The organism is Pseudomonas sp. R151218B TE3479 (assembly GCF_053629195.1).
Window position 1 is genome coordinate 2463217 of sequence record NZ_JBRJHV010000001.1, and the last position, 21834, is coordinate 2485050.

Sequence of the window (21834 nt, forward strand, 5' to 3'; positions counted from 1 at the left end):
ATTTTCGACGACACTGTCGTCCTGGCCGCGGCGCCATCGACGGTCGCAGCGGCTTGTTGAACCTGTCTCACCCAATCCTGATGGAACGAATGATGGAATTTTCCAGCGGCTTCCTGCTGAGCCTTTCGCTGTGCCTGGACATTGGCGTGGCCAATATCGCGATGATCACCCTGGCGATGCAGCGCGGCTATTTCCAGGGTTTCGCCCTGGGCCTGGGCACCTGTGTGGGCGATCTGATCTACGCCGTCCTGGCCTTGGCCGGCATGACCGTGCTGCTGCAATACGAAGCGGTGCGCTGGGTGCTGTGGGTCGGCGGCTCGTTGCTGTTGCTGTACTTCGCGGCGAAGATGATCCACTCGGCGATCTATCACAGCGCGGTATTGGCCGAGGCGGGTGAAGTGCAGGGCAACTCTTCGCGCCAGGAGTTCTTGCGCGGGATTTTCCTGGCCATGTCATCGCCCAGTGCCATCCTCTGGTTCGCGGCGGTGGGCGGTACGCTGATCGCCCGTTCGGGCGGCGGAACCTTGCTCAGCTCGGCGCTGTTTCTCAGTGGTTTTCTCTGCGCCGGGCTCCTGTGGTGCGCGGCCTTGTGCCTGGCGGCGACCCAGGGCGGCAAACTGTTGGGGGATAAATTGTTGCGTTATTCCTATTGGGCATCCGCCGCGATCTTCTGTTATTTCGCGGTGTACGTGATTGTTTCTGGCTACAACGAGTTTGTAGGAAACACCGTCGCCGGGCCCCTGCCTGGCATCTGACAAGCGAAACGGCTCTGGCAATCACGGTTTGGCTTCTATACTGCCAAGCCCGACTTCACGTTTTGCTGGAGTGTTGCCGCATGGAAAAGCCCAAACGCGATTGCACAGCCGTACCACGCTTTGAACAGGGACGTTTTCAGCTCATCGCCGGCTTTGGTGCTCGGTTTACCCAGGACACCGCCCAAGACATCCCTTTGCTCTGGGAAAAGTTCCTGCCCTGGCTCGGCAAGGTGCCAGGGCAGAAAGATGAAGTGACCTACGGTGTGTGTTGCAACCCGGACGGGAAGGGTGGGTTCGAATACATCGCCGGCGTGGAAATCAGCCGGCTCGACGATTTGCCGGAGCAATACCGCTGGATCGAAATCCAGCCAGGCCATTACGCGGTCTTCGAACACACAGGGCCGTTGAAAAAACTGCCGGATACGTTCCAGTACATCTGGAAAGAGTGGCTGCCCCATTCCGGATACGAAGCGGCGGATGAGCCTGAATTCGAGCGCTACAGCGAAGACTTCAACCCCAGGACCGGCCAAGGCACCCTGGAGATCTGGATCCCGCTCAAGCCAAGCTGATTGACGCAAGTCCCCTGTGGGAGCGAGCCTGCTCGCGATAGCGTCAGGTCAGCCACTTTGATGTTGACTGAAACACCGCTATCGCGAGCAAACTCGCTTCCACAGTCCATTCAGCACCTACTGATCGTTGATTGCGTTTGTCAGAACACCAACCCCATCCGTCTCTCATAACCGATGCGCCCCTTGTAGGCCTCGCCACTGTCGACCCAACCCATTCGGGTGTACAGGTCGATGGCCGTGTCATTCGCGGCGTCGACCGAGAGCTCCAACCCGCGGATCTCCGGCCAGGCGGCCCGCGCCACGGCGGGCAGCGCCTCCAGGCACGCCTTGCCATACCCTCGGCCCTGGGCCCGGTGGTCGACTTGCAGGGCATGCAGGGTGGCGCTGTGTTCGTTGGCCCAGGCGGGCAGTGCCGGCGGGCGCTTGAGCAGCAGGAAGGCCACCGGCACCTCCCCGGCCAATAACGCAAAGCCTTTGACCCCCGGGCCGGGCCGGGACAGCAGCATGTGCAGGGCGCCATGGATATCGCCAGAGAATTTGATCTGTTCGGGGTGGAGTTCGATAGCGCTGACCTGTTCGCGTTGCAGCGCGGTCAGGTCTTCGTAGGGGATGAGTTGAGCGGTCACAGAAACGTCCAATGTTGCCGGCAGAATAGGACTGGGATTCTAGCCAATTTTTCTCCTTGAGTTATTTTTGTTGGATTGTCGATTCGCTGTTTCTCCAAACGACAAAGGGTGTCTTCAACAAAAAACTGCGGAGAATCACCATGAATACCCAAACCACTGAAACCGAAATCCAGGCCCTGATCGACACCTATCGCCAAGCCGTCATGGCCAAGGACATCGAAAAAGTCATGGCGCTCTATGACGAGAACATTGTCTCGTTCGATGCCATCCAGGCCCTGCAATTCAAGGGCAAAAGCGCTTACCGGGCCCATTGGCAAGCCTGTATGGAAATGTGCCCCGGCCCGCACAAGTTCGACTTTCATCAGGTCAAGATTACCCCGGCCGACGACATCGCCTTCGCCCACTGGCTGGCCTATTGCGGCGGCACCAACGAAAAAGGCGAGGAACAGGCCTGCTGGATGCGTGTGACGGCCTGCTACCAGCGTGTAGCGGGACAATGGCGGATCGTCCATGAACATTGGTCCGCTCCGTTCGACCCGATGGCCGGGACAGCGCTGTTCGACCTGCAGCCCTGATCGTCGGTTTTTTCACCGAGCGTCATCCTGCCGTCCATAGTTGATCAGTCCGAACACGGAGCCTTCCATGAAGTACCTATGCCTGGTGTATAGCAACGAACACACGCTGCACAACTCGCCCGACAGCCCGGAGGACGCCGAGTGCATGGCCTATGCCGAATCGATCCAGGGCAGTGGGCGCATGCTGGCCGCTGAAGCCCTGGAGTCGGTGCAGACTGCCACCACGGTACGCATGCGCGGCGGCAAGCTGTCGATCACCGACGGCCCGTTCGCCGAAACCAAGGAGCAATTGGCGGGCTTCTACCTGATCGACGCCAAGGACCTCAACGAAGCCATCCAGGTCGCCGGCAATATCCCGGCGGCTCGGGTCGGTTGCGTTGAAGTGCGTCCGGTACGCCAACTGAACCCCTGAACAACAATCACAAACAGGATTTCATTCATGAACCCCACAACTGCCTCTTACGCGTTATCCATCAGCCGGGTAATCGATCGCCAGGCACACCAAGCCATGGGTTTCCATGAGGGGTGGGGCCAGGGCCTGGGCCGGCTTGAGACGCTCCTTATCCAAGGCATGCCCGACTGATGTCGGTCGAAACGGTCAAGGCGCGGGTCGAGCAGGTTTATCGGCAAGACTCGCGGCGGATCCTGGCGACGCTGATTCGCCTGCTGGGTGATTTCGAACTGGCGGAAGAGGCCTTGCACGAGGCCTTTTTCATTGCGGTCGAGCGCTGGCAGCGCGACGGTGTACCGGATAACCCGCGGGCGTGGCTGGTGTCTGCCGGGCGTTTCAAGGCCATCGACAGTTTGCGCCGGCGCGCGCGTTTCGCCGCGTCCCAACCGATGTTGATCGCTCAACTCGAGGCGCTGGAGCAGGATCCGTGGAGTGACGAAGACGTGGAAGACGATCGCCTGCGGCTGATTTTTACCTGTTGCCACCCGGCCCTGGCGGCGGATGCCCAGGTGCCCCTGACGCTACGGGAAGTCTGCGACCTGACCACCGAGCAAATCGCCCGGGCGTTCCTCGCTGCCCCGGCGGCCATTGCCCAGCGCATTGTGCGGGCCAAGGCGAAAATCCGTGACGCCAGGATCCCCTATCAGGTGCCGTCCCGCGCGGAACTACCGGAGCGGCTGGACAGTGTGCTGCGGGTGATCTACCTGGTGTTCAACGAAGGGTATTCGGCCTCGATGGGGGCCGAGCTGACTCGAGAGGACCTGACGCGCGAAGCCATCCGTCTCGGCCGTCTGCTGATGGAGTTGCTGCCCGAGGCCGAGGTCATGGGGTTGCTGGCATTGATGCTGCTGCACGAATCCCGACGCCCGGCGCGAACGTCGTCGACCGGTGAACTGATTCTGCTGGATGAGCAGGCGCGATCCTTATGGGATGCCGAGCTGATCGCCGAGGGCTGTGCGTTGGTGGAAGCCGCGCTGAAAACCCGACGGTTCGGGCCGTACTGCCTGCAAGCGGCGATTGCGGCGGTGCATGCCGAAGCGCCGACGGCCGAGCAGACCGATTGGCCGCAGATCGTCGGGCTTTATGATGTGCTGCTGCGGGCCGTGCCGTCGCCGGTGATCGAACTCAACCGCGCCGCCGCCCTGGCCAAGCGCGACGGACCACAGGAAGGGCTGCGCCTGGTTGACGGGATACTCGCCAGGGGGGATTTGACGGACTATCACCTGGCCCACTCGGCGCGGGCGGAGTTCTGTCGGCAGTTGGGGCAGGTGGACGAGGCGAGGGCCGCGTACCGACGCGCGCTCGAACTGACGCAGCAACTGCCGGAACGGCGGTTTATCGAGGGGCGGCTTGCCGGGTTGCAGCCATGAACCACAGTGACGCCCCTTGTGGGAGCGAGCTTGCTCGCGATAGCGGAAGATCAGACATCAAATGTCGACTGATATGCCCCCAATCGCGAGCAAGCTCGCTCCCACAGGTTTTGTGGCTTGGCTGGCTGCGTTGACCCGCAGCCAGCCGGCGTTGATCAGAACTCGTGATCAGCGTTGTCCGGGTTCAGGTCGCTGATGCCCAGCTTGCCCGCAGCCTGTTCGATCGAACCGGTCTGCTTGACCAGCGCGGCGATGGCGTCGCGCACGATCTGGTTACCGGCAGTGTTGCCGGCGGCGATCAACTGGTCGTAGTGCTCACCCTTGTTGGCGTGATCGACCATGACCTGGATCTTGGCCTCGGTGTCGGCCAGGTCGGCCTTGAGCGCGGTGTCCGCGGCCGGGTCGGCCTTGGCGACCAGGGACGACAGGCTGGCGCCGGTCATCTTGGTGCCATCGACACGGGTGTATTCGCCCAGGTACACGTTACGCACGCCCTTGGCATCGTAGAAATGCGAGTTGTGGGTATTGTCGCTGAAGCAATCCTGTTCGTCTTCCGGCGAATTGGCCTCCAGGGACACCTTCATGCGCTCGCCCGCCAGTTCACCCAGGGACAGGCTGCCCATGCCGAACAGCATCTTGCGCAGGCCGCTTTCGGCCGGCTCGGCTTCCAGGGTGGCGCGGTAGTTGTCGGCCACGTTCGGCTTCCAGTTGCCGACCATTTCCTGCAGGTCATTGACCAGCAGTTGGGTCACGGACTTGAGGTAGGCACGACGACGGTCGTTGTGGCCGCCAGTGGCGCCGGCGCCTTCCAGGTAATCCGAAGCGGGGCGATTGCCGGCGCCCGGGCCGGTGCCGTTGAGGTCCTGGCCCCACAGCAGGAATTCGATGGCGTGGTAGCCGGTGGCGACGTTGGCTTCGGAACCGCCCAGCTCGTTCAGGCTGGCGAGTTTCTCCGGGGTGATGTCCTTGACGTCGACCTTGTCTTCGCCAACCTGGACTTCGGTATTGGCGATGATGTTGGCGGTGGCGCCCGGGTTACCCAAGGCGTGCTCGTAGGACTTGTCGACGTAGTCGATCAGGCCTTCGTCCAGGGGCCAGGCATTCACCTGGCCTTCCCAGTCGTCGATGATGGTGTTGCCGAAGCGGAACACTTCGCTTTGCAGGTACGGCACGCGTGCGGCGATCCAGGCAGCCTTGGCGGCTTTCAAGGTATCGGCGTTCGGCTTGGCCAGGAACGCGTCGACGGCGGTTTGCAGGGTCTTCGCAGTGGATTCGGCATCGCTGTAGACGGCATAGACGATGTCGGCATAGTGCGCGACAACGGCCTTGGCGGCAGCTTCGTCGACTTTGCCGGCAGCAGCAGGGGCGACCGGTGCCGAGGTGCTGGCGGCCGGCGTTGGCGCTTGCGGCGCGGCGGCCTTGTCTTTGCCTTCGCCGCAACCGGCGAGGGAAATAGCGATGGCCAGCAGACTGGCGGTAGCCAGGGGCATACGAATCATGGCGAACATCCTGCTTCGGTGATGGATGGGACAGGCGCGAGGGTGCGCAAAAACTGCGACATAATGCGAAAGATTTGCATTATGTGTAAAGGGTTATGGTTGTAAATATTTCTTATTTAATGAAGGAGGCGGCAGCGTCTGTAGGAGCTGCCTCGCGAAGCGAGGCTGCGTTCTTTCCACTGCCAATCGAGTCTGGAGCGGAAGATAAAAAGATCGCAGGCTTCGCCAGCTCCTACAGGAACGTGGCAGATGAGAGAGGAATCAGAGGATGGACACCTTGCTGCGCTCGGCCTGTTTCAGGTAAAGGCCCAATTCCCGTGCCGGCAGTGGTTTGCTGTAGTAGTACCCCTGACCTTCGTGGCAGCCCTCGGCGATGATGTAGGCTTCCTGCTCGACCGTCTCGACGCCCTCGGCAATGACCTGCATCCCCAGGCTCTTGCCCAATTGGATGATGGCCCGGACGATGGTGGCGTCATCTTCGTCGTCGAGCAGGTCCTGGACGAAGCTCTTGTCGATCTTGATCTTGTCCAGCGGCAGGCTCTTGAGGTAGCTCAGGGACGAATAGCCGGTGCCGAAGTCATCGATGGCAATCAGCGCCCCGGAGCGACGCAGGCTCAGCAGGTGCTGGGCCGCGGTGGTGATGTCTTCCATCAGGCCGGTCTCGGTGACTTCCAGCTCCAGGCTGCGCGGCGGCAGCCGGTACATCTGCAGGAGATTGTTCACCACCCGTGGCAGTTCGGCGTGGTGCAGTTGCACGGTCGACAGGTTGACCGCCATGCGCAGGTCGAGGAAACCCTGGTCGTGCCATTCGCGCAATTGCCTGCACGCCTGGTCCAGCACCCATTCACCGATGGCGATGATGGTGCCGTTCTGCTCGGCCAGGGGAATGAACAGGTCCGGCGGCACCAGGCCGTGCTCGGGATGGTGCCAGCGGATCAGGGCTTCAGTGCCCACCACCCGCAGGTCGCGGTAGCTGATCTGTGGCTGGTACACCAAGGTGAACTGCTCGCGGACCAGGGCCTCGCGCAGGTCTTTTTCCAGCTCGCGGCGGCGGCGCATCTCGCTGTCGACGCTGGCAATGTAGAACTGGTAGCGATTGCGCGAGCGGCTCTTGGCCAGGGTCATGGTCTGCTCGGCTTTCTGCAACAGTTTCTCGGTGCTGTCGCCGTCTTCGGGGAAAAGGGTGATGCCGATGGTGGCCCGCAGGCGGATTTGCTGATCGTCAATGGCGAACGGCGCTTCCAGGTCATCGAGGATGCTCTGGGCCAGTTCGGCGGCCTCGTAAGGCTGTTCGATGTCGGCCTGGACCAGGGCGAACTGGTCGCCCCCCAGCCGTGCCAGCGCGCCGAGCCGCCCACTGTGGGCCCGCAGTCGATCGGCCAGGGCCAGCAGCAACTGATCGCCGGTCTGATAGCTGAACTGTTCGTTGATGCCTTTGAAATCATCCAGCCCTACACACAACACCGCCACCCGGCGTTGCAGGCGTCCGGCGTCCACCAGGATCTTGTCCAGTTGTTGTTGAAGTTGCTGGCGGTTGGGCAGACCGGTGAGAAAGTCATACTGGGCCATTCGCAGCAGGCTGTTTTCCGCTTCGTGACGCAGGTGCGTGTTGCGCTCGATGGATTCGAGCAGTTGGTTGGCCGTGTTGATCCACAGGCCCAGTTCGTTTTCCTCGTGGCCGCGCAACTGCGGGATCTTGTGGGCGCTGGGGCGATCGGGATTGATTTCGGTCAGGTGCTCGATGATCCGCGACAACGGCTTGGTCAGCAGCCAGTGATAGACCAGGTACAGCACCAGGCCCATGGCCAGGGCCCGCAGCATCCCGGAGATGAAGATGATCACCGAGCTGACGATGAACCCCTCGCCGTAGGTGGCCGTGTCGAGGGTAATGCTCAGGTCGCCGTAATATTCGCTGTAGGGGCCACGTCCCACCAGTTGCGTGGTGAAGGTGCGCTCCTTGCCCAGGATCAGGTCGGTCAGCCAGCGGCTTTCGGAGTGCTGCAAGGGACGGGCTTTTTCGGCGAGCATGGTTTCACGGGGATGGCCGATGGAAGCCATGCGCACGGCCTGGTCCTGGAACAGGCCTTCGATCACTTGCATGCCCATTTCCCGGTCCAGGCTGTAGACGGCCTGGGTCGATGGATCGCGGAACATGTCGAGGATACGCTGGGCGTCACTGGCGACGGCCTGGTTGGTTTTGTAGGCATCGAACACGATCTGGGCGCAGCTCAAGACCATGCCAACGATCAATGCCGAGAGGAGCACGACCCGGAGCAACTTCACAGACAAGCTGTTCTTGAGTTCCAGCTTCAAAGAGTGGTTCCTTGTTCCGTGCGGGTAGCGTCAAGTTGCCATGAGTATTGGCAATCCTGTGATGTCAGTCAAAGGGACAATCAAACACAAGGGTTTTCGCTTGAAACCTGGTCGATGTACGTTTTTTCCAGAGTGATTGCTCTACGACCATTGTGTCGGTTGAAAGGCACCGCAACTTGAGGCCTGTCGGGATTTTTTCTTGGATTTCAGACACGAGGTATTCGGCTGGCGATCAACTTTGTCGTGCAAAAAAAACCCGGCACGGCGCCGGGTTTCCTTTGTCTGGCCTCGAGCTTAGGCAGTGAAGGCCTTGCCTTCGAACTGCTCGGCGACGAACTTCCAGTTGACCAGGTTCCAGAACGCTTCGACGTATTTCGGACGAACGTTGCGGTAGTCAATGTAGTAGGCGTGTTCCCACACGTCGCAGGTCAGCAGCGGGGTGTCGCCGCTGGTCAGCGGGTTGCCGGCGCCGATGGTGCTGGCCAGGGCCAGGGAACCGTCAGCCTTTTTCACCAGCCAGCCCCAGCCGGAACCGAAGGTGCCGATGGACGTCTTGCTGAATTCTTCCTTGAACTTGTCGAACGAACCGAATGCCTTGTTGATGGCTTCAGCCAGGGCGCCGGTTGGTTGACCGCCGGCGTTTGGCGCCAGGCAGTTCCAGTAGAAGGTGTGGTTCCAGACCTGAGCGGCGTTGTTGAAGATACCGCCCGAGGAAGTCTTGACGATTTCTTCCAGGGTCTTGCCTTCGAACTCGGTGCCAGGCACCAGGTTGTTCAGGTTCACGACGTAGGTGTTGTGGTGCTTGTCGTGGTGGTATTCCAGAGTCTCTTTGGAGATGTGCGGCTGCAGTGCATCGTGTGGATAGGGCAGCGGCGGCAATTCGAAAGCCATGGTGATTCTCCTAATCAGGTCAGTTGCGGTGAGCGCAAGGCCGATCACGGGCGGCCAGACTAGCGCCGGGGAGTTTGTACTCTTTGCGGCGCAGGAGTCGGATCATAGCACCGGGGGTGCGGCATAACCACGCAACAACTGTGTGGAATAGAGGTTCCAGAGCGGTTTGGAATAATCAGCCGGCGACAATCAATTGCATCGCCACGGTAAACATCATCACCGCCACCAACAGGTCCAGGATTCGCCAAGTGTTTGGCCGGGCCAACCAGGGGGCCAGCCATGCGGCACCGATGGCCAGGGTGAGGAACCACAGCAGCGAAGCACTGGCCGCGCCCACCACATAGGCGCCGGGCACGCTCTGCTGGGCACCGAGGGAACCGATCAACAGCACGGTGTCGAGGTAGACGTGGGGGTTGAGCAGCGTCACCGCCAGCGCGCTGAGCAGCACGGCCCGCAGCGAGCGCACGGCCTGGTTCTCACCCTGTTGCAGACTCTGCTTCGAACAGGCCCGGCGCAAGGCCAGGCTGCCGTACCAGAGCAGGAACGCCGCGCCGCCCCAACGGGCAATCGACAGCAGTAACGGACTCTGGGCCAGCAAGGTCGCCAAACCGAACACCCCGGCGGCGACCAACAGGGCATCGCAGGCGATGCACAGCGCCGCGACCGGCAAGTGGTGCTCGCGGCGCAGGCTCTGGGCCAGCACGAATGCGTTCTGGGTGCCGATGGCCATGATCAGCCCGAGGGCCACCAAGAGCCCGTTCACATAGCTTTGCCACATCGTTTTTTATCCCCGGTCAATTGATGAAGTGCTGGCCATTCTCCTGTGGCGAGTTGTATAAGAAAAACCAATATTGCTGATTGCTCATTAGGGAAACTGATGTTCGATTACAAATTGCTCTCTGCCCTGGCCGCCGTGGTCGAGCAGGCCGGTTTCGAGCGCGCCGCCCAAGTGCTGGGTTTGTCGCAATCGGCCATTTCCCAACGGATCAAGCTGCTGGAGGCGCGTGTCGGGCAGCCCGTTCTGGTGCGTGCCACACCGCCAGCGCCCACGGAAATCGGCCGTCGGTTGCTCAACCACGTGCAACAGGTGCGGCTGCTCGAGCGCGACCTGCAGAGCCTGGTGCCGGCGCTGGATGAAGAGGGGCTGCCGGAGCGTCTGCGCATCGCCTTGAACGCCGACAGCCTGGCAACTTGGTGGGCCGCTGCCGTGGGAGATTTCTGCGCTGACCATCACCTGTTGCTCGACCTGGTGGTAGAAGACCAGACCGTGGGCCTCAAGCGCATGCGCGCCGGTGAAGTGGCGGCCTGTGTCTGCGCCAGCGAACGCCCGGTGGCGGGGGCTCGCAGCGTGCTGTTGGGGGCGATGCGCTACCGGGCGTTGGCCAGCCCGGCCTTCATCGCCCGGCACTTTCCCGACGGCGTGCGGGCCGATCAACTGGCTCGTACGCCGGCATTGGTGTTTGGCCCGGATGATTTCCTGCAGCATCGCTACCTTGCGTCCGTGGGCGTGGAGGGCGGTTTCGAGCATCATTTATGCCCCTCGTCCGAAGGTTTCATCCGCCTTGCCGAGGTGGGGTTGGGCTGGGGGCTGGTGCCGGAGCTGCAAGTGCGCGAACAGCTGGAGCGAGGCGTGTTGGTGGAATTGTTGGCAGATAAACCGATCGATGTGCCGCTGTACTGGCATCATTGGCGCAATGGTGGGCAGTTGCTCGGCTTATTGACTGAGCGATTGATCGCAGCGGCAAGCAACACGCTGCAAGCGGTAAGTGAAAAGCGCTTGGCTTGAAGCTTGTGGCTTGTAGCTCGAATCTGGATTTTTAGGAGCATGCATGAAGATTTTGGTCACCGGCGCGAGCGGCTTCATTGGTGGGCGCTTTGCGCGTTTCGCCTTGGAGCAGGGCCTGGATGTCCGGGTCAACGGTCGCCGGGCCGAGAGTGTGGAACACCTGGTGCGTCGCGGTGCGCAGTTCGTCCAAGGCGATCTGAATGACCCTCTGCTGGCCCGCGACCTGTGCCTGGATGTCGAGGCCGTGGTGCATTGCGCCGGCTCCGTGGGGCTGTGGGGCCGCTACCAGGATTTCCACCAGGGTAATGTCCAAGTCACGGAAAATGTCGTCGAAGCCTGTCTCAAGCAGAAGGTGCGCCGCCTGGTTCATCTGTCCTCGCCGTCCATTTACTTCGACGGCCGTGACCATCTCGGGTTGACCGAAGAACAGGTGCCCAAGCGCTTCAAGCACCCTTACGCCGCCACCAAGTACCTGGCCGAGCAGAAAGTCTTCGGTGCCCAGGAGTTCGGCCTCGAAGTGCTGGCCCTGCGCCCGCGTTTCGTGACCGGTGCCGGTGACATGAGCATTTTCCCGCGCCTGCTGAAAATGCAGCGCAAGGGACGACTGGCCATTGTCGGCAACGGGTTGAACAAGGTGGACTTCACCAGCGTGCAGAACCTCAACGAAGCGTTGCTCAGCAGTCTGCTGGCCACCGATTCAGCCTTGGGCAAGGCCTACAACATCAGCAACGGGGCACCGGTCCCGCTGTGGGATGTGGTCAATTATGTGATGCGCCAGATGGAAGTCCCACAGGTCCGACGTTATCGTTCCTACGGCTTGGCTTACAGCGTCGCGGCCCTGAATGAAGGCTTCTGCAAGTTGTGGCCAGGTCGTCCCGAGCCGACGCTGTCGCGCCTGGGCATGCAGGTCATGAACAAAAATTTCACCCTGGATATCAGTCGCGCCCGGCATTATCTCGATTACGATCCGCAGGTCAGCCTGTGGACTGCCCTCGATGAATTTTGCGCCTGGTGGGGTGTCCAAACAGCCCGCTGATCGGGCCATCATGAACCGAGTGCCAGGTTCGGGGTCAATCGGTGCGGCGGGCGAGAGGGTTATACTCGCCGTATCAAGCCATTATCGGTTTCCCAAAGGTCGAACCATGCCCATGCGTAACGATGCCAATGACGACTTCGACGATGTTCCGAGCCTGCGGATGCGGGCCGACATTCCCGATGACGATGATTTCATGCCCAGCCGCCAGCCTCACGTGCAAGCGCGCCCGGCGCCCGTTGCCGCGGCCAAGGTCAAGGGGCCCAGCACCGGGCCGCTGTGGGCATTGGTCGGCGCGCTGCTGTGTGCATTCGGTTTCCTGGCCTGGTGGAGCTTCCAGCAGATTTCCCTGATGGAGCAGCAACTGGTGGCGACCCAGGAAAGCTTCGCCCGGATCAGTGAGGATGCGGCAGGACGTTTGCAGGACATTTCCGGCAAGGTGGTCGCCGGGCAGTCCAACGTCATGAGCGACAGTGAAGCCTTGAAGCTGCAGATCAAACAGTTGGAGAACAAGCTGCAGGAACAGGGGCGGCAATTCGACGGCAAGCTGCAGGAGCAGTACAAACTACAGCAGGCCACGTTCGGTCCATCTGCCGACCTGGACAAGGAATTGGCCCAGCTCATCGCCCAGGCCTCGGAACAGCAGAACACCAACACGCAGTTGCAAGCGTCCAACAAGGAGCTCCAAGCCCAGGTCAAGGCGCTGGCGGCAGAAGTGACCGTCCTGAAGAGCCAGGGCGAGGGTGGTGCCCTGGATGCCCAGCTCAAGAGCATCGGTGCTGACATCACCGCCCTGAAAAGAGCCACTTCCAACTCTGCCATCGACCGTCTGGAGCAGGACGTGATCGTGCTCAAGAGCCAGCAGGACAAGGGCGGCAACACGGCCGAGTTCGACGCCTTCCGCGGCCAGGTCACCCGTAACATCAACACGTTGCAGGCGCAGATCCAGAACTTGCAGCAGCAACTGCGCGCTGGGGCTCAATAAGCCGTTTGTGCGCGCATCATTTCTGAATGTGCCGCCGCTATCGCGAGCAAGCTCGCTCCCACACTGGAGGGTGCTGACCCTGTGGGAGCGAGCTTGCTCGCCATGACGTCCTGTCAGTCAATATTAATACCTCTGGCTCCCCAGGCTCCCCAGCAATCCCCTGAATACTCCAACATCACCCCACGCCGTCTACGCTCTTGAAACACCAACAAGAACGAGGGGCGCACGCATGGGTTTTTTTCACAGGATGGCCTGGCTGGGGGCAATGCTCATGCTGGGGCTGGCTCAGGCCCAGGCGGCCACTGCGGACGATGGCCAGGCGGCCCGGGCGCTGCTGGAGAAGGCCTTGGCCTATTACCACGACAACGGCGACAAAGCCTTTGCCGCCTTCAGCCGCCAAGGGGAATTCGTCGACAAGGATCGCTACGTGTTCGTGGTGGATACCCAAGGTGTGATGCTCGCCAGTGGCGGGCCGTCCTCGGCGTTGATCGGGCGGGACGTTTCCGAGGTGCTGGGGCCGGATTTGCGCAAAGCCTTCGAGGACGCCTTGAAAACCCCCGAGGCCAGTGGCATCCAGCAAGCCGAGTACCGTTGGCAGAACTGGGCGGATGGCAAGGTCGAGCGCAAGCATGTGTACTTCCAGCGTGTCGGCGAGCGAATCCTGGCTGTCGGCTACTACCTGCCCCGGGCTTCCGCCGAACAGGCCAGGGCGTTGCTGGACAAGGCCTCGAATGACCTGCTGAAGAACGAGAAGGCCACGCTGACGGCGGTCAACTACCTCAAGGGCGGTTACCTGCAGGATGACTTGTATGTCTTTGTCGTCGACCTCGATACCCGGCGCTATGTCGGCCATGGCACCAATTTGCGCTTGATCAACACCGACTTCGCCAAGGTCAAGGACCCGGATGGCAAGCCGGTGGGCGAGCCGATCCTGGCGTTGATTGGGAAACAGAGCGAGGGAGAGTACGAGTACCGCTGGAAGAATCCGGTGACCGGCAAGGTCGAGGATAAACACGCGTACCTGAAGAAGGTCGGGCATTTCCTGGTGGCGGTGGGGTATTACAGCCCTTGATACGAGGCTGGATATCGTGGCGAGGGAGCTTGCTCCCGCTGGAGTGCGCAGCACTCCCCAAAAGGGGGCCGCTTCGCAGCCCAGCGGGAGCAAGCTCCCTCGCCACAGGTGAACTCAAGCAACCTTCAGGCGGTGGCAATCAGCCCGCCACCAGCACCCGAATCGCCTCCAGGCGCAACGCCGCCTTCTCAAGCATCGCCAAGCCTTGCTCGCGCTGTTGGCGCAGGGCCACCAGCTCGCTGTCGCGCACGGTCGGGTTGACCGCTTGCAGGGCAGTCAGGCGGGCCAGTTCCTCGTCGGTATCGGCGGCCAGGCGGCGTTGGGCCTCGGCCACGCGTTCGGCGTGACGCGGGGCGATCTTCTCTTCGCCAGCATTGATTCGCGGCGTGAGCTGGTCGCGCTGGGCCTGGATGAACTTGTTGGCGCTGGCACGGGGCACGCTTTCGAGTTGGTCGTTCAGGGTTTCGAACGAGACCCGGGCGGCCAGGTCGTTGCCGTTGGCGTCCAGCAGGCAGCGCAGGGCGGCCGGCGGCAGGTAGCGGCCCAGTTGCAGCGAGCGCGGGGCGACCACTTCACTGACGTAGAGCAGCTCCAGCAACACGGTGCCGGGCTTGAGGGCTTTGTTCTTGATCAGCGCCACGGCGGTGTTGCCCATGGAGCCGGACAGCACCAGGTCCATGCCGCCCTGCACCATCGGGTGCTCCCAGGTGATGAACTGCATGTCTTCGCGCGACAGCGCCTGGTTGCGGTCGTAGGTGATGGTCACGCCTTCGTCGTCGCCCAGTGGGAAGCTGGCGTCGAGCATCTTTTCGCTCGGCTTGAGGATCAGCGCGTTTTCCGAATGGTCCTCGCTGTCGATACCAAAGGCGTCGAACAGGGTTTCCATGTAGATCGGCAGGGCAAATTGGTCGTCCTGCTCGAGAATGGCCTCCACCAGCGCATCGCCTTCACCAGCGCCTCCGGAGTTGAGTTCCAGCAAACGGTCGCGACCGGTATGTAGCTCGGCTTCCAGGCGCTCGCGTTCGGCGCGGGCCTCGTCGATCAGCGCTTGCCACTGGCCATCGTCGGCTTCTTCCAGCAAGGGCAGCAGGCGCGGGCCGAACTGGTGCTGCAAGGCGTTGCCGGTCGGGCAGGTGTTGAGGAAAGCATTCAGGGCTTCGTGATACCACTGGAACAGCCGCGCTTGTGGGCTGGTTTCCAGATAAGGCACATGCAGCTCGATGATGTGCTTCTGGCCGATCCGGTCCAGACGGCCGATACGCTGCTCCAGCAGGTCCGGGTGCGCTGGCAGATCGAACAGCACCAGATGATGGGCGAACTGGAAGTTGCGGCCTTCACTGCCGATTTCCGAGCAGATCAGCACTTGGGCACCAAACTCTTCGTCGGCGAAATAGGCCGCCGCGCGGTCGCGTTCCAGGATGTTCATGCCTTCGTGGAACACCGTGGCCGGGATGCCGGAGCGCACGCGCAGGGCATCTTCCAGGTCCATGGCGGTTTCGGCGTGGGCACAGATCACCAGCACCTTGGTGCGCTTGAGCATCTTCAGGGTGTCGATCAGCCACTCGACCCGCGGGTCGAAACGCCACCAGCGCTCCTCCTCGCTGGCGTCCGGTTGGGCCTGGAAGCTGACTTCCGGGTACAGCTCGGCGTGATCGCCCAACGGCAATTCGAGGTATTCGTCCGGGCAAGGCAACGGGTAGGCGTGCAGCTTGCGCTCGGGGAAGCCCTGCACAGCGGCGCGGGTGTTGCGGAACAGCACGCGGCCGGTGCCGTGACGGTCCAGCAGTTCGCGCACAAGGCGGGCGCTGGCTTCGACATCGCCATCATTGACGGCGGTCAGCAAGGCTTCGCCTTCATTACCCAGGAAACCCTGGATGGTCTTGTGGGCTTCGGGCGAGAGGCGGCCTTTGTCCAGCAGCTCCTGCACGGCTTCGGCCACCGGGCGATAGTTTTCGCTCTCGGCGCGGAAGGCCTTGAGGTCATGGAAACGGTTCGGGTCCAGCAGGCGCAGGCGGGCGAAGTGGCTGTCCTGGCCCAGTTGTTCCGGGGTCGCGGTGAGCAGCAACACGCCAGGGATGGTTTCGGCAAGCTGCTCGACCAGGGCGTATTGCGGGCTGACCTGGTCTTCGTGCCATACCAGGTGATGGGCCTCGTCGACCACCATCAGGTCCCAGCCGGCGGCGAACAGCGCGTCCTGGGCCTTCTCATCGTCCACCAGCCACTCCAGCGCCACCAGGGCCAGTTGGGTGTCTTCGAACGGGTTGCTGGCATCGCTTTCGATAAAGCGTTCTTCGTCGAACAGCGCGACCTGCAGGTTGAAGCGCCGACGCATTTCCACCAGCCACTGGTGCTGAAGGTTTTCCGGCACCAGGATCAGGATGCGGTTGGCGCGGCCGGACAGCAACTGACGGTGGATGACCAGGCCGGCCTCGATGGTCTTGCCCAGGCCTACTTCGTCGGCCAGCAACACCCGCGGCGCAATGCGGTCGGCCACTTCACGGGCAATGTGCAGTTGATGGGCAATTGGCTGGGCACGTACGCCGCCCAGGCCCCAAAGCGAAGATTGCAACTGGCGACTGGTGTGTTCCAGGGTGTGGTAGCGCAGGGAGAACCAGGCCAGCGGGTCGATCTGGCCGGCGAACAGACGGTCGCTGGCCAAGCGGAACTGGATAAAGTTCGACAATTGAGTTTCGGGCAGGGTGACGACTTCGTTCTGACCGTTGAGGCCGTGGTAGACCAGCAGGCCATCGACGTCATCGACTTCGCGCACGGTCATTTTCCAGCCTTCGAAGTGAGTGATCACATCGCCCGGCGAAAACCGTACACGGGTAAGTGGCGCATTCCGTAGCGCGTACTGGCGAGTGTCGCCAGTGGCCGGATAGAGCACGGTCAACAAGCGGCCGTCCTGTGCCAGAACGGTGCCTAAACCCAGCTCGGCTTCGCTGTCACTGATCCAGCGTTGCCCCGGTTGATACTGCTGCGCCATGCTGCCTGACTCCCGCCTTGAAAAAGCCGGTTATCTTAACGGAAGGATCCTTCAGACCAAAGGATTTACGTACGCTGATTCATTACCAACGGCACGGAACTTACGCTTGCCCAGCGATCAAACAAGCTCGGCCCTGGTGAACGGTGCAATTGCCAACTGGGTCACAAGTTTCGGACCGGCGGTTCAAGCTGCCACTTTAGCCGCCGACAACCTGAAGACAGGAGAACTTTATGTTGCCACCCATGCTCCCTTTGAGCGCCGTACCCATCACCGCTCAACAGGATCCGGTTCGCCAGCGACCGGACATACCGCCCGTGGTCCCGGTGCAGCAAAGCTCCAACGAAAGCACCATTGACCTGCAAAAACGCGACCCGGAAGAGACCGCGCTGCTGTTGCGCGAGGAACAGCGTCGCCAGCAGGAACGCGACCGTCGTCGCCGCGAGGCCGAGGAAGACCCAGAAGAACACCTCGCCGTACCGGGTACCGAACTCAACGCCGACAACACCGTGCCAGTGGTGCCGCTGATAGACGAAGAGACGCGCCAGGGCCTGTGGGTCGATATCCAGATCTGATCCAGGCACCTGCCTGCACGCACAGGCTGGTCAACGCCGCCAACAGCCCGCATCATGGGCGCATCCGCAATTCACTGCACGATGCCCACACGCCATGAGCCAAGACGACAAGCTGATCGACCTCAGTGCCGAGCGCGCCAAGCGCGTTCACGACCTCAACGAAAAACGCCTCAATGAAGTCCGCCAGGCTTTCGAGCAGGCCATGCCCTTGGGTAAGCCCAAGAAAAAGCCGAAAAACAAACCGAAAAAGCGCTGAACCCCCTCGATCCATTGATGCAGATCAGTTATTTCCCCACCTTTGCGCCCCGTTGCGGGCGTTATTGACCCCGGTCAATTTTCATCCAGGCCTGATTGGTTACCTTGAACCCATCGCAACAGGGGCAAGACCAGGAGGCCAGTCATGTTTTTCGATAATGTGGTGTTTGCCGGGGTGTTGACGGTCGGCCTCATGTTCGTGTTTTTCGCAGGCTTTGGATTATTCATCTGGAAAGACGCACACAAGCGCAAGAAGCCGTAGGTCTTTCTGGTTGCAACGAGCACGCAAGGCATTTTGGGCGACTTCGGTCGCCCTTTTTTTTGGGCAAATTTCTCCAGTTCCACACAAAACCATTGTGGGAGCGAGCTTGCTCGCGATAGCGGTGTTTCAGCCGCCATTGATATTGGCTGACCTGACGCTATCGCGAGCAAGCTCGCTCCCACAGGGTTGAGTGTTTTGGGCACAAAAAAAGGTGCGAACCGCAAGGGTCGCACCTTTTTTTGTGAGCCGCTGGAATCAGCTGCCCAGGGCCTTCGATGCCAGCCAGAACAGGCCGGCCGACAGGGCTACCGTAGCAGGCAGTGTCAACACCCAGGCCAGCAGGATGTTGCGCACGGTGCCACCTTGCAGGCCGCTCTTGTTGGCGACCATGGTGCCGGCCACGCCCGAGGACAGGACGTGGGTGGTGGAAACCGGCAAGCTGAAGATGTTCGCCGCGCCGATCATGCACGCTGTGGTGATCTGGGCCGACATACCTTGGGCATAGGTCATGCCTTGCTTGCCGATCTTCTCACCGATGGTCAGCACTACACGCTTCCAGCCGACCATGGTGCCCAGGCCCAGCGCCAGTGCGACGGCCAGGATCACCCAGAACGGGGCGTATTCGGTGGTGGCGGTCAGGTCCTTGCGCAGCTTGTTCAGGTCGTCTTTCTCACGAGCTGCCAGGCCTGGCAACTTGCCAACCTTCTTCGCCGTGTCGTCCAGGCAAAGCAGGTAGCGACGAACCTCGATGCGTCGTTCCGACGGCAGCGAATGGTAGTCCGCCACGCCTTTGAGCGTATCGAGCAGGGCATTGATGGTCGGTTCGGTCTGCTGCGGATTGCAGCGGAATTTCTCCGGCAGATCGCCTTCCACGCTTTTGCCCAGCGCCAGGAATTCACCCAGGGACTCGTTGTTGCGTTGGTAGAACTGGCTCAGATGCAGCGTCGCGTCACGGGTCCGCTCGATCTGGTAGGTGGTGCTGCCCAGGTCGAGTACGAACTGCGCCGGCACGATACCGATCAGCACCAGCATGATCAGGCCGATGCCTTTCTGGCCATCGTTGGAACCGTGGACAAAGCTGACGGCCATGGCCGAAATCACTAGTACCAGGCGATTCCAGAACGGTGGGTGCTTTTTGTCGTCGATCTGGCGGCGCTGTTCCGGTGTCTTGTGCATCTTCGACAGCGGGCGCCACCATTTCAGGCCGATCAGCACCAGGGCGGCGATCAGGAAACCGGCCATGGGCGAGAACACCAGGGAGGCGCCGATATCGATCGCCTTCTGCCAGTTCACCCCGTCGGCCAACGGGATATCGTTGATCAGCGCGTTGGCCAGGCCCACGCCGAGGATCGAACCGATCAACGTGTGGGAACTGGACGCCGGGATACCGAAGTACCAGGTGCCCAGGTTCCAGGTGATGGCCGCTGCGAGCAGCGAAAACACCATGGCCAGCCCGTGTCCGGTGTTCACATTGATCAGCAGTTCCACGGGCAGCAGGTGAACGATGGCGTACGCCACCCCCACGCCGCCCAGCAGCACACCGAGGAAATTGAACACACCGGAAAAGAACACCGCCAGGTGAGGCGGCATGGCTTTGGTGTAGATAACAGTGGCAACCGCGTTAGCGGTGTCATGAAAGCCGTTGATGAACTCGAAGGCGAGGACAAAAGCCAGGGCGAGCAAGAGGCTCACAAGCACCCAAGCATCCAGTCCGCTGAATAAATCGATCATGAAGGTTTTCTGACCCGGTCATAAGGGGGCGCGATTATGCCAGAAAACCTCGGTAATCGATGCATTGCCTGCTCATCGGTAACATTCTTCAACGAAATAATTTGTAGGAAAGCCTCAAGCGCGAGGTTTTCCCTGGGGTGCGTAACCCCTTGATTCAGGGGCGCAAAGCACATCCACGCAGGATCGCCACCCGCTGTAGGACGCCTCAAGTAATTGTATGAAATATCTGAAGAAGTCGGCCATGACCCTTCCGATTGTCGGACGGGGAGCGGATGGCGGCCCGCTCATGGCGGGCGTGCGCTATGGCTTCCGGCCAGGGTGGCGGCCGGAGACCTCTTCACAAGAACATCGGGTCCGGAGCGTCACTGCTCTTCGGCTTTGAGTTCTTTTTCCATTTTCTGAAGTTCCTGGGTGAAGGCCTGGTCCTGAACGGTGGCGCGCTTACGCCAGGGTTTGCGTTCCGGTTCAGGTTGCGCGGCGTAGGTGGTGACTTCCCCGCCGTAAACTTCCTTGTAACGTTGTTCCTGGCGCTCAAGTTCCGCGCGCAGTTCGTCTTTCGTCACAGTTTTACCTAAATTAATTGAAGTTGAATCTGGTGATACGCACTGCATGTGGACATGCAGACGGCCACGGCACCAGAGCTGACAGCTGACGTAGCATCAGGGCTTCGCGTTGTTGCCAAACAGGGGAAGCGACCATGAAGGTGCCTCGGGCACCAGGTCGCGACCACGATGCCTGCGTACGGGAACGGTCGATTGGCCGTACCGCCGCTGTTTTGCATTATAGCGGCCCAGGCGAATAACACTATCGGGAAAAAGTAAAAGGCGTTGTTGTTGTGTGAACTCATGTTTGTATGTGCAACTTGTACTGCCGCTCGCAGAAGATACCGGCTAGTGCCGCTATCCCGATGCCGTTCCTGCCGACTAGTTCAATATTGCTAACGTTGTCACGTCAAACCGTGTGTTGTTTTTCCGTAAACTTACTATCGATCGCGTCCGCGGCAGTCCGCTATTGGATGCCTGGCCTGATTGCGATTATCGGTCGACGGTTCGATAATCGAACGATCTTGGCCGGCGGCCCTTGCTTGCCCATCGGGCAGCCGCTTGAATAGCCGTCACTCCCGGGGAAGGATCAGACATGAACGACCAATTGCGCAATGCCTTCACTTCCGTAGCGCCACCGATCGTCGCCTCGCCGGCCAAGCGGATCCAGGCCCTGACCGGTGATCCCGATTTCATGACGTCCCTGGCCCGCGGGTTGGCGGTGGTCCAGGCCTTCCAGGAGCGCAAGCGGCACCTGACCATCGCCCAGATCAGCCACCGCACGGAAATCCCCCGCGCCGCCGTCAGACGTTGCCTGCATACCTTGATCAAGCTTGGCTACGCCACCACGGACGGGCGCACCTATTCGCTGTTGCCCAAAGTGCTGACCCTTGGTCACGCCTATCTGTCCTCCACGCCCCTGGCCGTTTCTGCCCAGCCGTACCTGGACCGCATGAGCGAGCAACTGCACGAAGCCTGCAACATGGCCACGCTCGAAGGCGACGACATTCTCTACATCGCCCGCTCCGCCACCACCCAGCGCCTGATTTCGGTTGACCTGTCGGTGGGCGGGCGCCTGCCAGCCTATTGCACCTCGATGGGCAGGATTCTCCTGGCGGCCCTGGATGATGCGTCGCTGCGCGATTACCTCGACCACGCCGACCTGCAAGCCAAGACCAGCCGCACGTTGCACACCCCCCAAGCGTTGCTTGAGTGCCTGCAACAGGTGCGGCAGCAGGGCTGGTGCATCGTCGACCAGGAACTGGAACAGGGCCTGCGTTCGATTGCCGTGCCGGTGTACGACGCTTCCGGTCAAGTGGTGGCCGCGCTCAACGTCAGTACCCACGCCGGGCGGGTCAGTCGCAATGAGCTGGAGCAGCGCTTCCTGCCAGGCTTGCTGGGGGCCAGTCGCGACCTGAGCGCGCAACTGTTCACTTAAGCTGTTCGATAAACGCACACAGTCGGCGGCGATGAATTGACGGTATTTGCCTGGCCTCATTAATGTCGCGCAGCGTCATCCGGCGTGTTTCGCCGGTCTCTGAGTCGTTCGCCTGCGTTTCTT

General features: G+C 61.1%; 21 protein-coding genes and 1 pseudogene. 14 read left to right on the forward strand and 8 right to left on the reverse strand.

Annotated features, from left to right (window positions below; all coding sequences use genetic code 11):
- The first annotated feature begins 92 nt into the window (after nucleotides 1-92).
- Both AB7M32_RS11030 and AB7M32_RS11035 read left to right on the forward strand, forming a co-directional pair.
- A complete protein-coding gene (locus AB7M32_RS11030) occupies nucleotides 93-755 on the forward strand; it encodes a LysE family translocator (protein ID WP_454249905.1) in 663 nt (220 codons plus the stop codon).
- A gap of 80 nt (nucleotides 756-835) precedes the next feature.
- Complete coding sequence (locus tag AB7M32_RS11035; protein ID WP_092329061.1) at nucleotides 836-1324, forward strand: GyrI-like domain-containing protein; 489 nt, start codon at nucleotides 836-838, stop codon at nucleotides 1322-1324.
- 140 nt (nucleotides 1325-1464) lie between these two features.
- Here AB7M32_RS11035 and AB7M32_RS11040 read toward each other — a convergent pair whose 3' ends face one another.
- Nucleotides 1465-1950: a GNAT family N-acetyltransferase gene (locus AB7M32_RS11040; RefSeq protein WP_454249906.1), complete on the reverse strand. Its 486-nt coding sequence runs from the start codon at nucleotides 1948-1950 to the stop codon at nucleotides 1465-1467.
- Between the two features lie 140 nt (nucleotides 1951-2090).
- Between AB7M32_RS11040 and AB7M32_RS11045 the strand changes: the two genes are divergently transcribed.
- The 4 genes and pseudogenes from AB7M32_RS11045 to AB7M32_RS11060 all read left to right on the forward strand — a co-directional run bounded on the left by AB7M32_RS11045 (nucleotide 2091) and on the right by AB7M32_RS11060 (nucleotide 4346).
- Complete coding sequence (locus AB7M32_RS11045) at nucleotides 2091-2525, forward strand: YybH family protein (protein WP_454249907.1); 435 nt, start codon at nucleotides 2091-2093, stop codon at nucleotides 2523-2525.
- 67 nt (nucleotides 2526-2592) lie between these two features.
- Nucleotides 2593-2937 carry a YciI family protein gene (locus AB7M32_RS11050; protein ID WP_003198606.1) on the forward strand — a complete coding sequence of 115 codons (345 nt, stop codon included), beginning with the start codon at nucleotides 2593-2595 and terminating at the stop codon, nucleotides 2935-2937.
- Nucleotides 2938-3012: 75 nt separating this feature from the next.
- A pseudogene (locus tag AB7M32_RS11055) lies at nucleotides 3013-3108 on the forward strand (polyketide cyclase); the annotation flags it as partial.
- Nucleotides 3108-4346 (forward strand): RNA polymerase sigma factor, encoded by a 1239-nt coding sequence (locus AB7M32_RS11060; RefSeq protein WP_454249908.1) that lies wholly within the window; start codon nucleotides 3108-3110, stop codon nucleotides 4344-4346. The pseudogene AB7M32_RS11055 and the gene AB7M32_RS11060, both read left to right, overlap by 1 nt.
- 155 nt (nucleotides 4347-4501) lie before the next feature.
- Here AB7M32_RS11060 and AB7M32_RS11065 read toward each other — a convergent pair whose 3' ends face one another.
- From AB7M32_RS11065 to AB7M32_RS11080, 4 genes are all read right to left on the reverse strand, one after another.
- On the reverse strand, nucleotides 4502-5845 hold the full coding sequence (locus tag AB7M32_RS11065) for an imelysin family protein (protein ID WP_454249909.1): 1344 nt from the start codon (nucleotides 5843-5845) through the stop codon (nucleotides 4502-4504).
- 261 nt (nucleotides 5846-6106) lie between these two features.
- Entirely contained in the window at nucleotides 6107-8158 is a 2052-nt protein-coding gene (locus AB7M32_RS11070; RefSeq protein ID WP_454249910.1) for a putative bifunctional diguanylate cyclase/phosphodiesterase, read from the reverse strand.
- Nucleotides 8159-8452: 294 nt separating this feature from the next.
- Nucleotides 8453-9049: a superoxide dismutase gene (locus AB7M32_RS11075; RefSeq protein WP_003198616.1), complete on the reverse strand. Its 597-nt coding sequence runs from the start codon at nucleotides 9047-9049 to the stop codon at nucleotides 8453-8455.
- 175 nt (nucleotides 9050-9224) lie between these two features.
- Nucleotides 9225-9827 carry a LysE/ArgO family amino acid transporter gene (locus tag AB7M32_RS11080; RefSeq protein WP_454249911.1) on the reverse strand — a complete coding sequence of 201 codons (603 nt, stop codon included), beginning with the start codon at nucleotides 9825-9827 and terminating at the stop codon, nucleotides 9225-9227.
- Nucleotides 9828-9926: 99 nt separating this feature from the next.
- On the opposite strand from AB7M32_RS11080, the gene AB7M32_RS11085 reads away from it, so the two are divergent.
- The 4 genes from AB7M32_RS11085 to AB7M32_RS11100 all read left to right on the forward strand — a co-directional run bounded on the left by AB7M32_RS11085 (nucleotide 9927) and on the right by AB7M32_RS11100 (nucleotide 13925).
- Entirely contained in the window at nucleotides 9927-10835 is a 909-nt protein-coding gene (locus AB7M32_RS11085) for a LysR family transcriptional regulator ArgP (RefSeq protein WP_454249912.1), read from the forward strand.
- 43 nt (nucleotides 10836-10878) lie between these two features.
- Nucleotides 10879-11871, forward strand: a complete 993-nt coding sequence (locus tag AB7M32_RS11090; protein WP_192262229.1) for an NAD-dependent epimerase/dehydratase family protein — start codon at nucleotides 10879-10881, stop codon at nucleotides 11869-11871.
- A 106-nt stretch (nucleotides 11872-11977) separates the two neighbouring features.
- Nucleotides 11978-12853 carry an ATPase gene (locus tag AB7M32_RS11095; RefSeq protein ID WP_454249913.1) on the forward strand — a complete coding sequence of 292 codons (876 nt, stop codon included), beginning with the start codon at nucleotides 11978-11980 and terminating at the stop codon, nucleotides 12851-12853.
- A gap of 229 nt (nucleotides 12854-13082) precedes the next feature.
- The gene (locus tag AB7M32_RS11100) at nucleotides 13083-13925 is read left to right on the forward strand and encodes a cache domain-containing protein (RefSeq protein ID WP_454249914.1); all 843 of its coding nucleotides are present in this window, start codon (nucleotides 13083-13085) and stop codon (nucleotides 13923-13925) included.
- Nucleotides 13926-14064: 139 nt separating this feature from the next.
- Here the strand turns inward: AB7M32_RS11100 and rapA are convergent, their stop codons facing one another.
- Nucleotides 14065-16911 (reverse strand): RNA polymerase-associated protein RapA, encoded by a 2847-nt coding sequence (gene rapA, locus AB7M32_RS11105; protein ID WP_454249915.1) that lies wholly within the window; start codon nucleotides 16909-16911, stop codon nucleotides 14065-14067.
- Nucleotides 16912-17141: 230 nt separating this feature from the next.
- Here rapA and AB7M32_RS11110 point away from each other — a divergent pair, with 230 nt between their 5' ends.
- The 3 genes from AB7M32_RS11110 to ccoM all read left to right on the forward strand — a co-directional run bounded on the left by AB7M32_RS11110 (nucleotide 17142) and on the right by ccoM (nucleotide 18000).
- Nucleotides 17142-17483 carry an aspartate-semialdehyde dehydrogenase gene (locus AB7M32_RS11110; RefSeq protein WP_454249916.1) on the forward strand — a complete coding sequence of 114 codons (342 nt, stop codon included), beginning with the start codon at nucleotides 17142-17144 and terminating at the stop codon, nucleotides 17481-17483.
- Between the two features lie 94 nt (nucleotides 17484-17577).
- Nucleotides 17578-17739 (forward strand): hypothetical protein, encoded by a 162-nt coding sequence (locus tag AB7M32_RS11115; RefSeq protein ID WP_003184513.1) that lies wholly within the window; start codon nucleotides 17578-17580, stop codon nucleotides 17737-17739.
- A 144-nt stretch (nucleotides 17740-17883) separates the two neighbouring features.
- Nucleotides 17884-18000 (forward strand): cytochrome c oxidase subunit CcoM, encoded by a 117-nt coding sequence (gene ccoM / locus AB7M32_RS11120; RefSeq protein ID WP_025212288.1) that lies wholly within the window; start codon nucleotides 17884-17886, stop codon nucleotides 17998-18000.
- A 255-nt stretch (nucleotides 18001-18255) separates the two neighbouring features.
- Here the strand turns inward: ccoM and AB7M32_RS11125 are convergent, their stop codons facing one another.
- Both AB7M32_RS11125 and AB7M32_RS11130 read right to left on the reverse strand, forming a co-directional pair.
- Entirely contained in the window at nucleotides 18256-19731 is a 1476-nt protein-coding gene (locus AB7M32_RS11125) for an inorganic phosphate transporter (protein WP_454249917.1), read from the reverse strand.
- A 362-nt stretch (nucleotides 19732-20093) separates the two neighbouring features.
- The gene (locus AB7M32_RS11130; RefSeq protein WP_003184509.1) at nucleotides 20094-20294 is read right to left on the reverse strand and encodes a hypothetical protein; all 201 of its coding nucleotides are present in this window, start codon (nucleotides 20292-20294) and stop codon (nucleotides 20094-20096) included.
- A gap of 574 nt (nucleotides 20295-20868) precedes the next feature.
- Here AB7M32_RS11130 and pcaR point away from each other — a divergent pair.
- Nucleotides 20869-21711, forward strand: coding sequence for a pca regulon transcriptional regulator PcaR (pcaR, locus tag AB7M32_RS11135; protein ID WP_072409756.1), 843 nt, complete (start codon nucleotides 20869-20871; stop codon nucleotides 21709-21711).
- Nucleotides 21712-21834 lie beyond the last annotated feature (123 nt).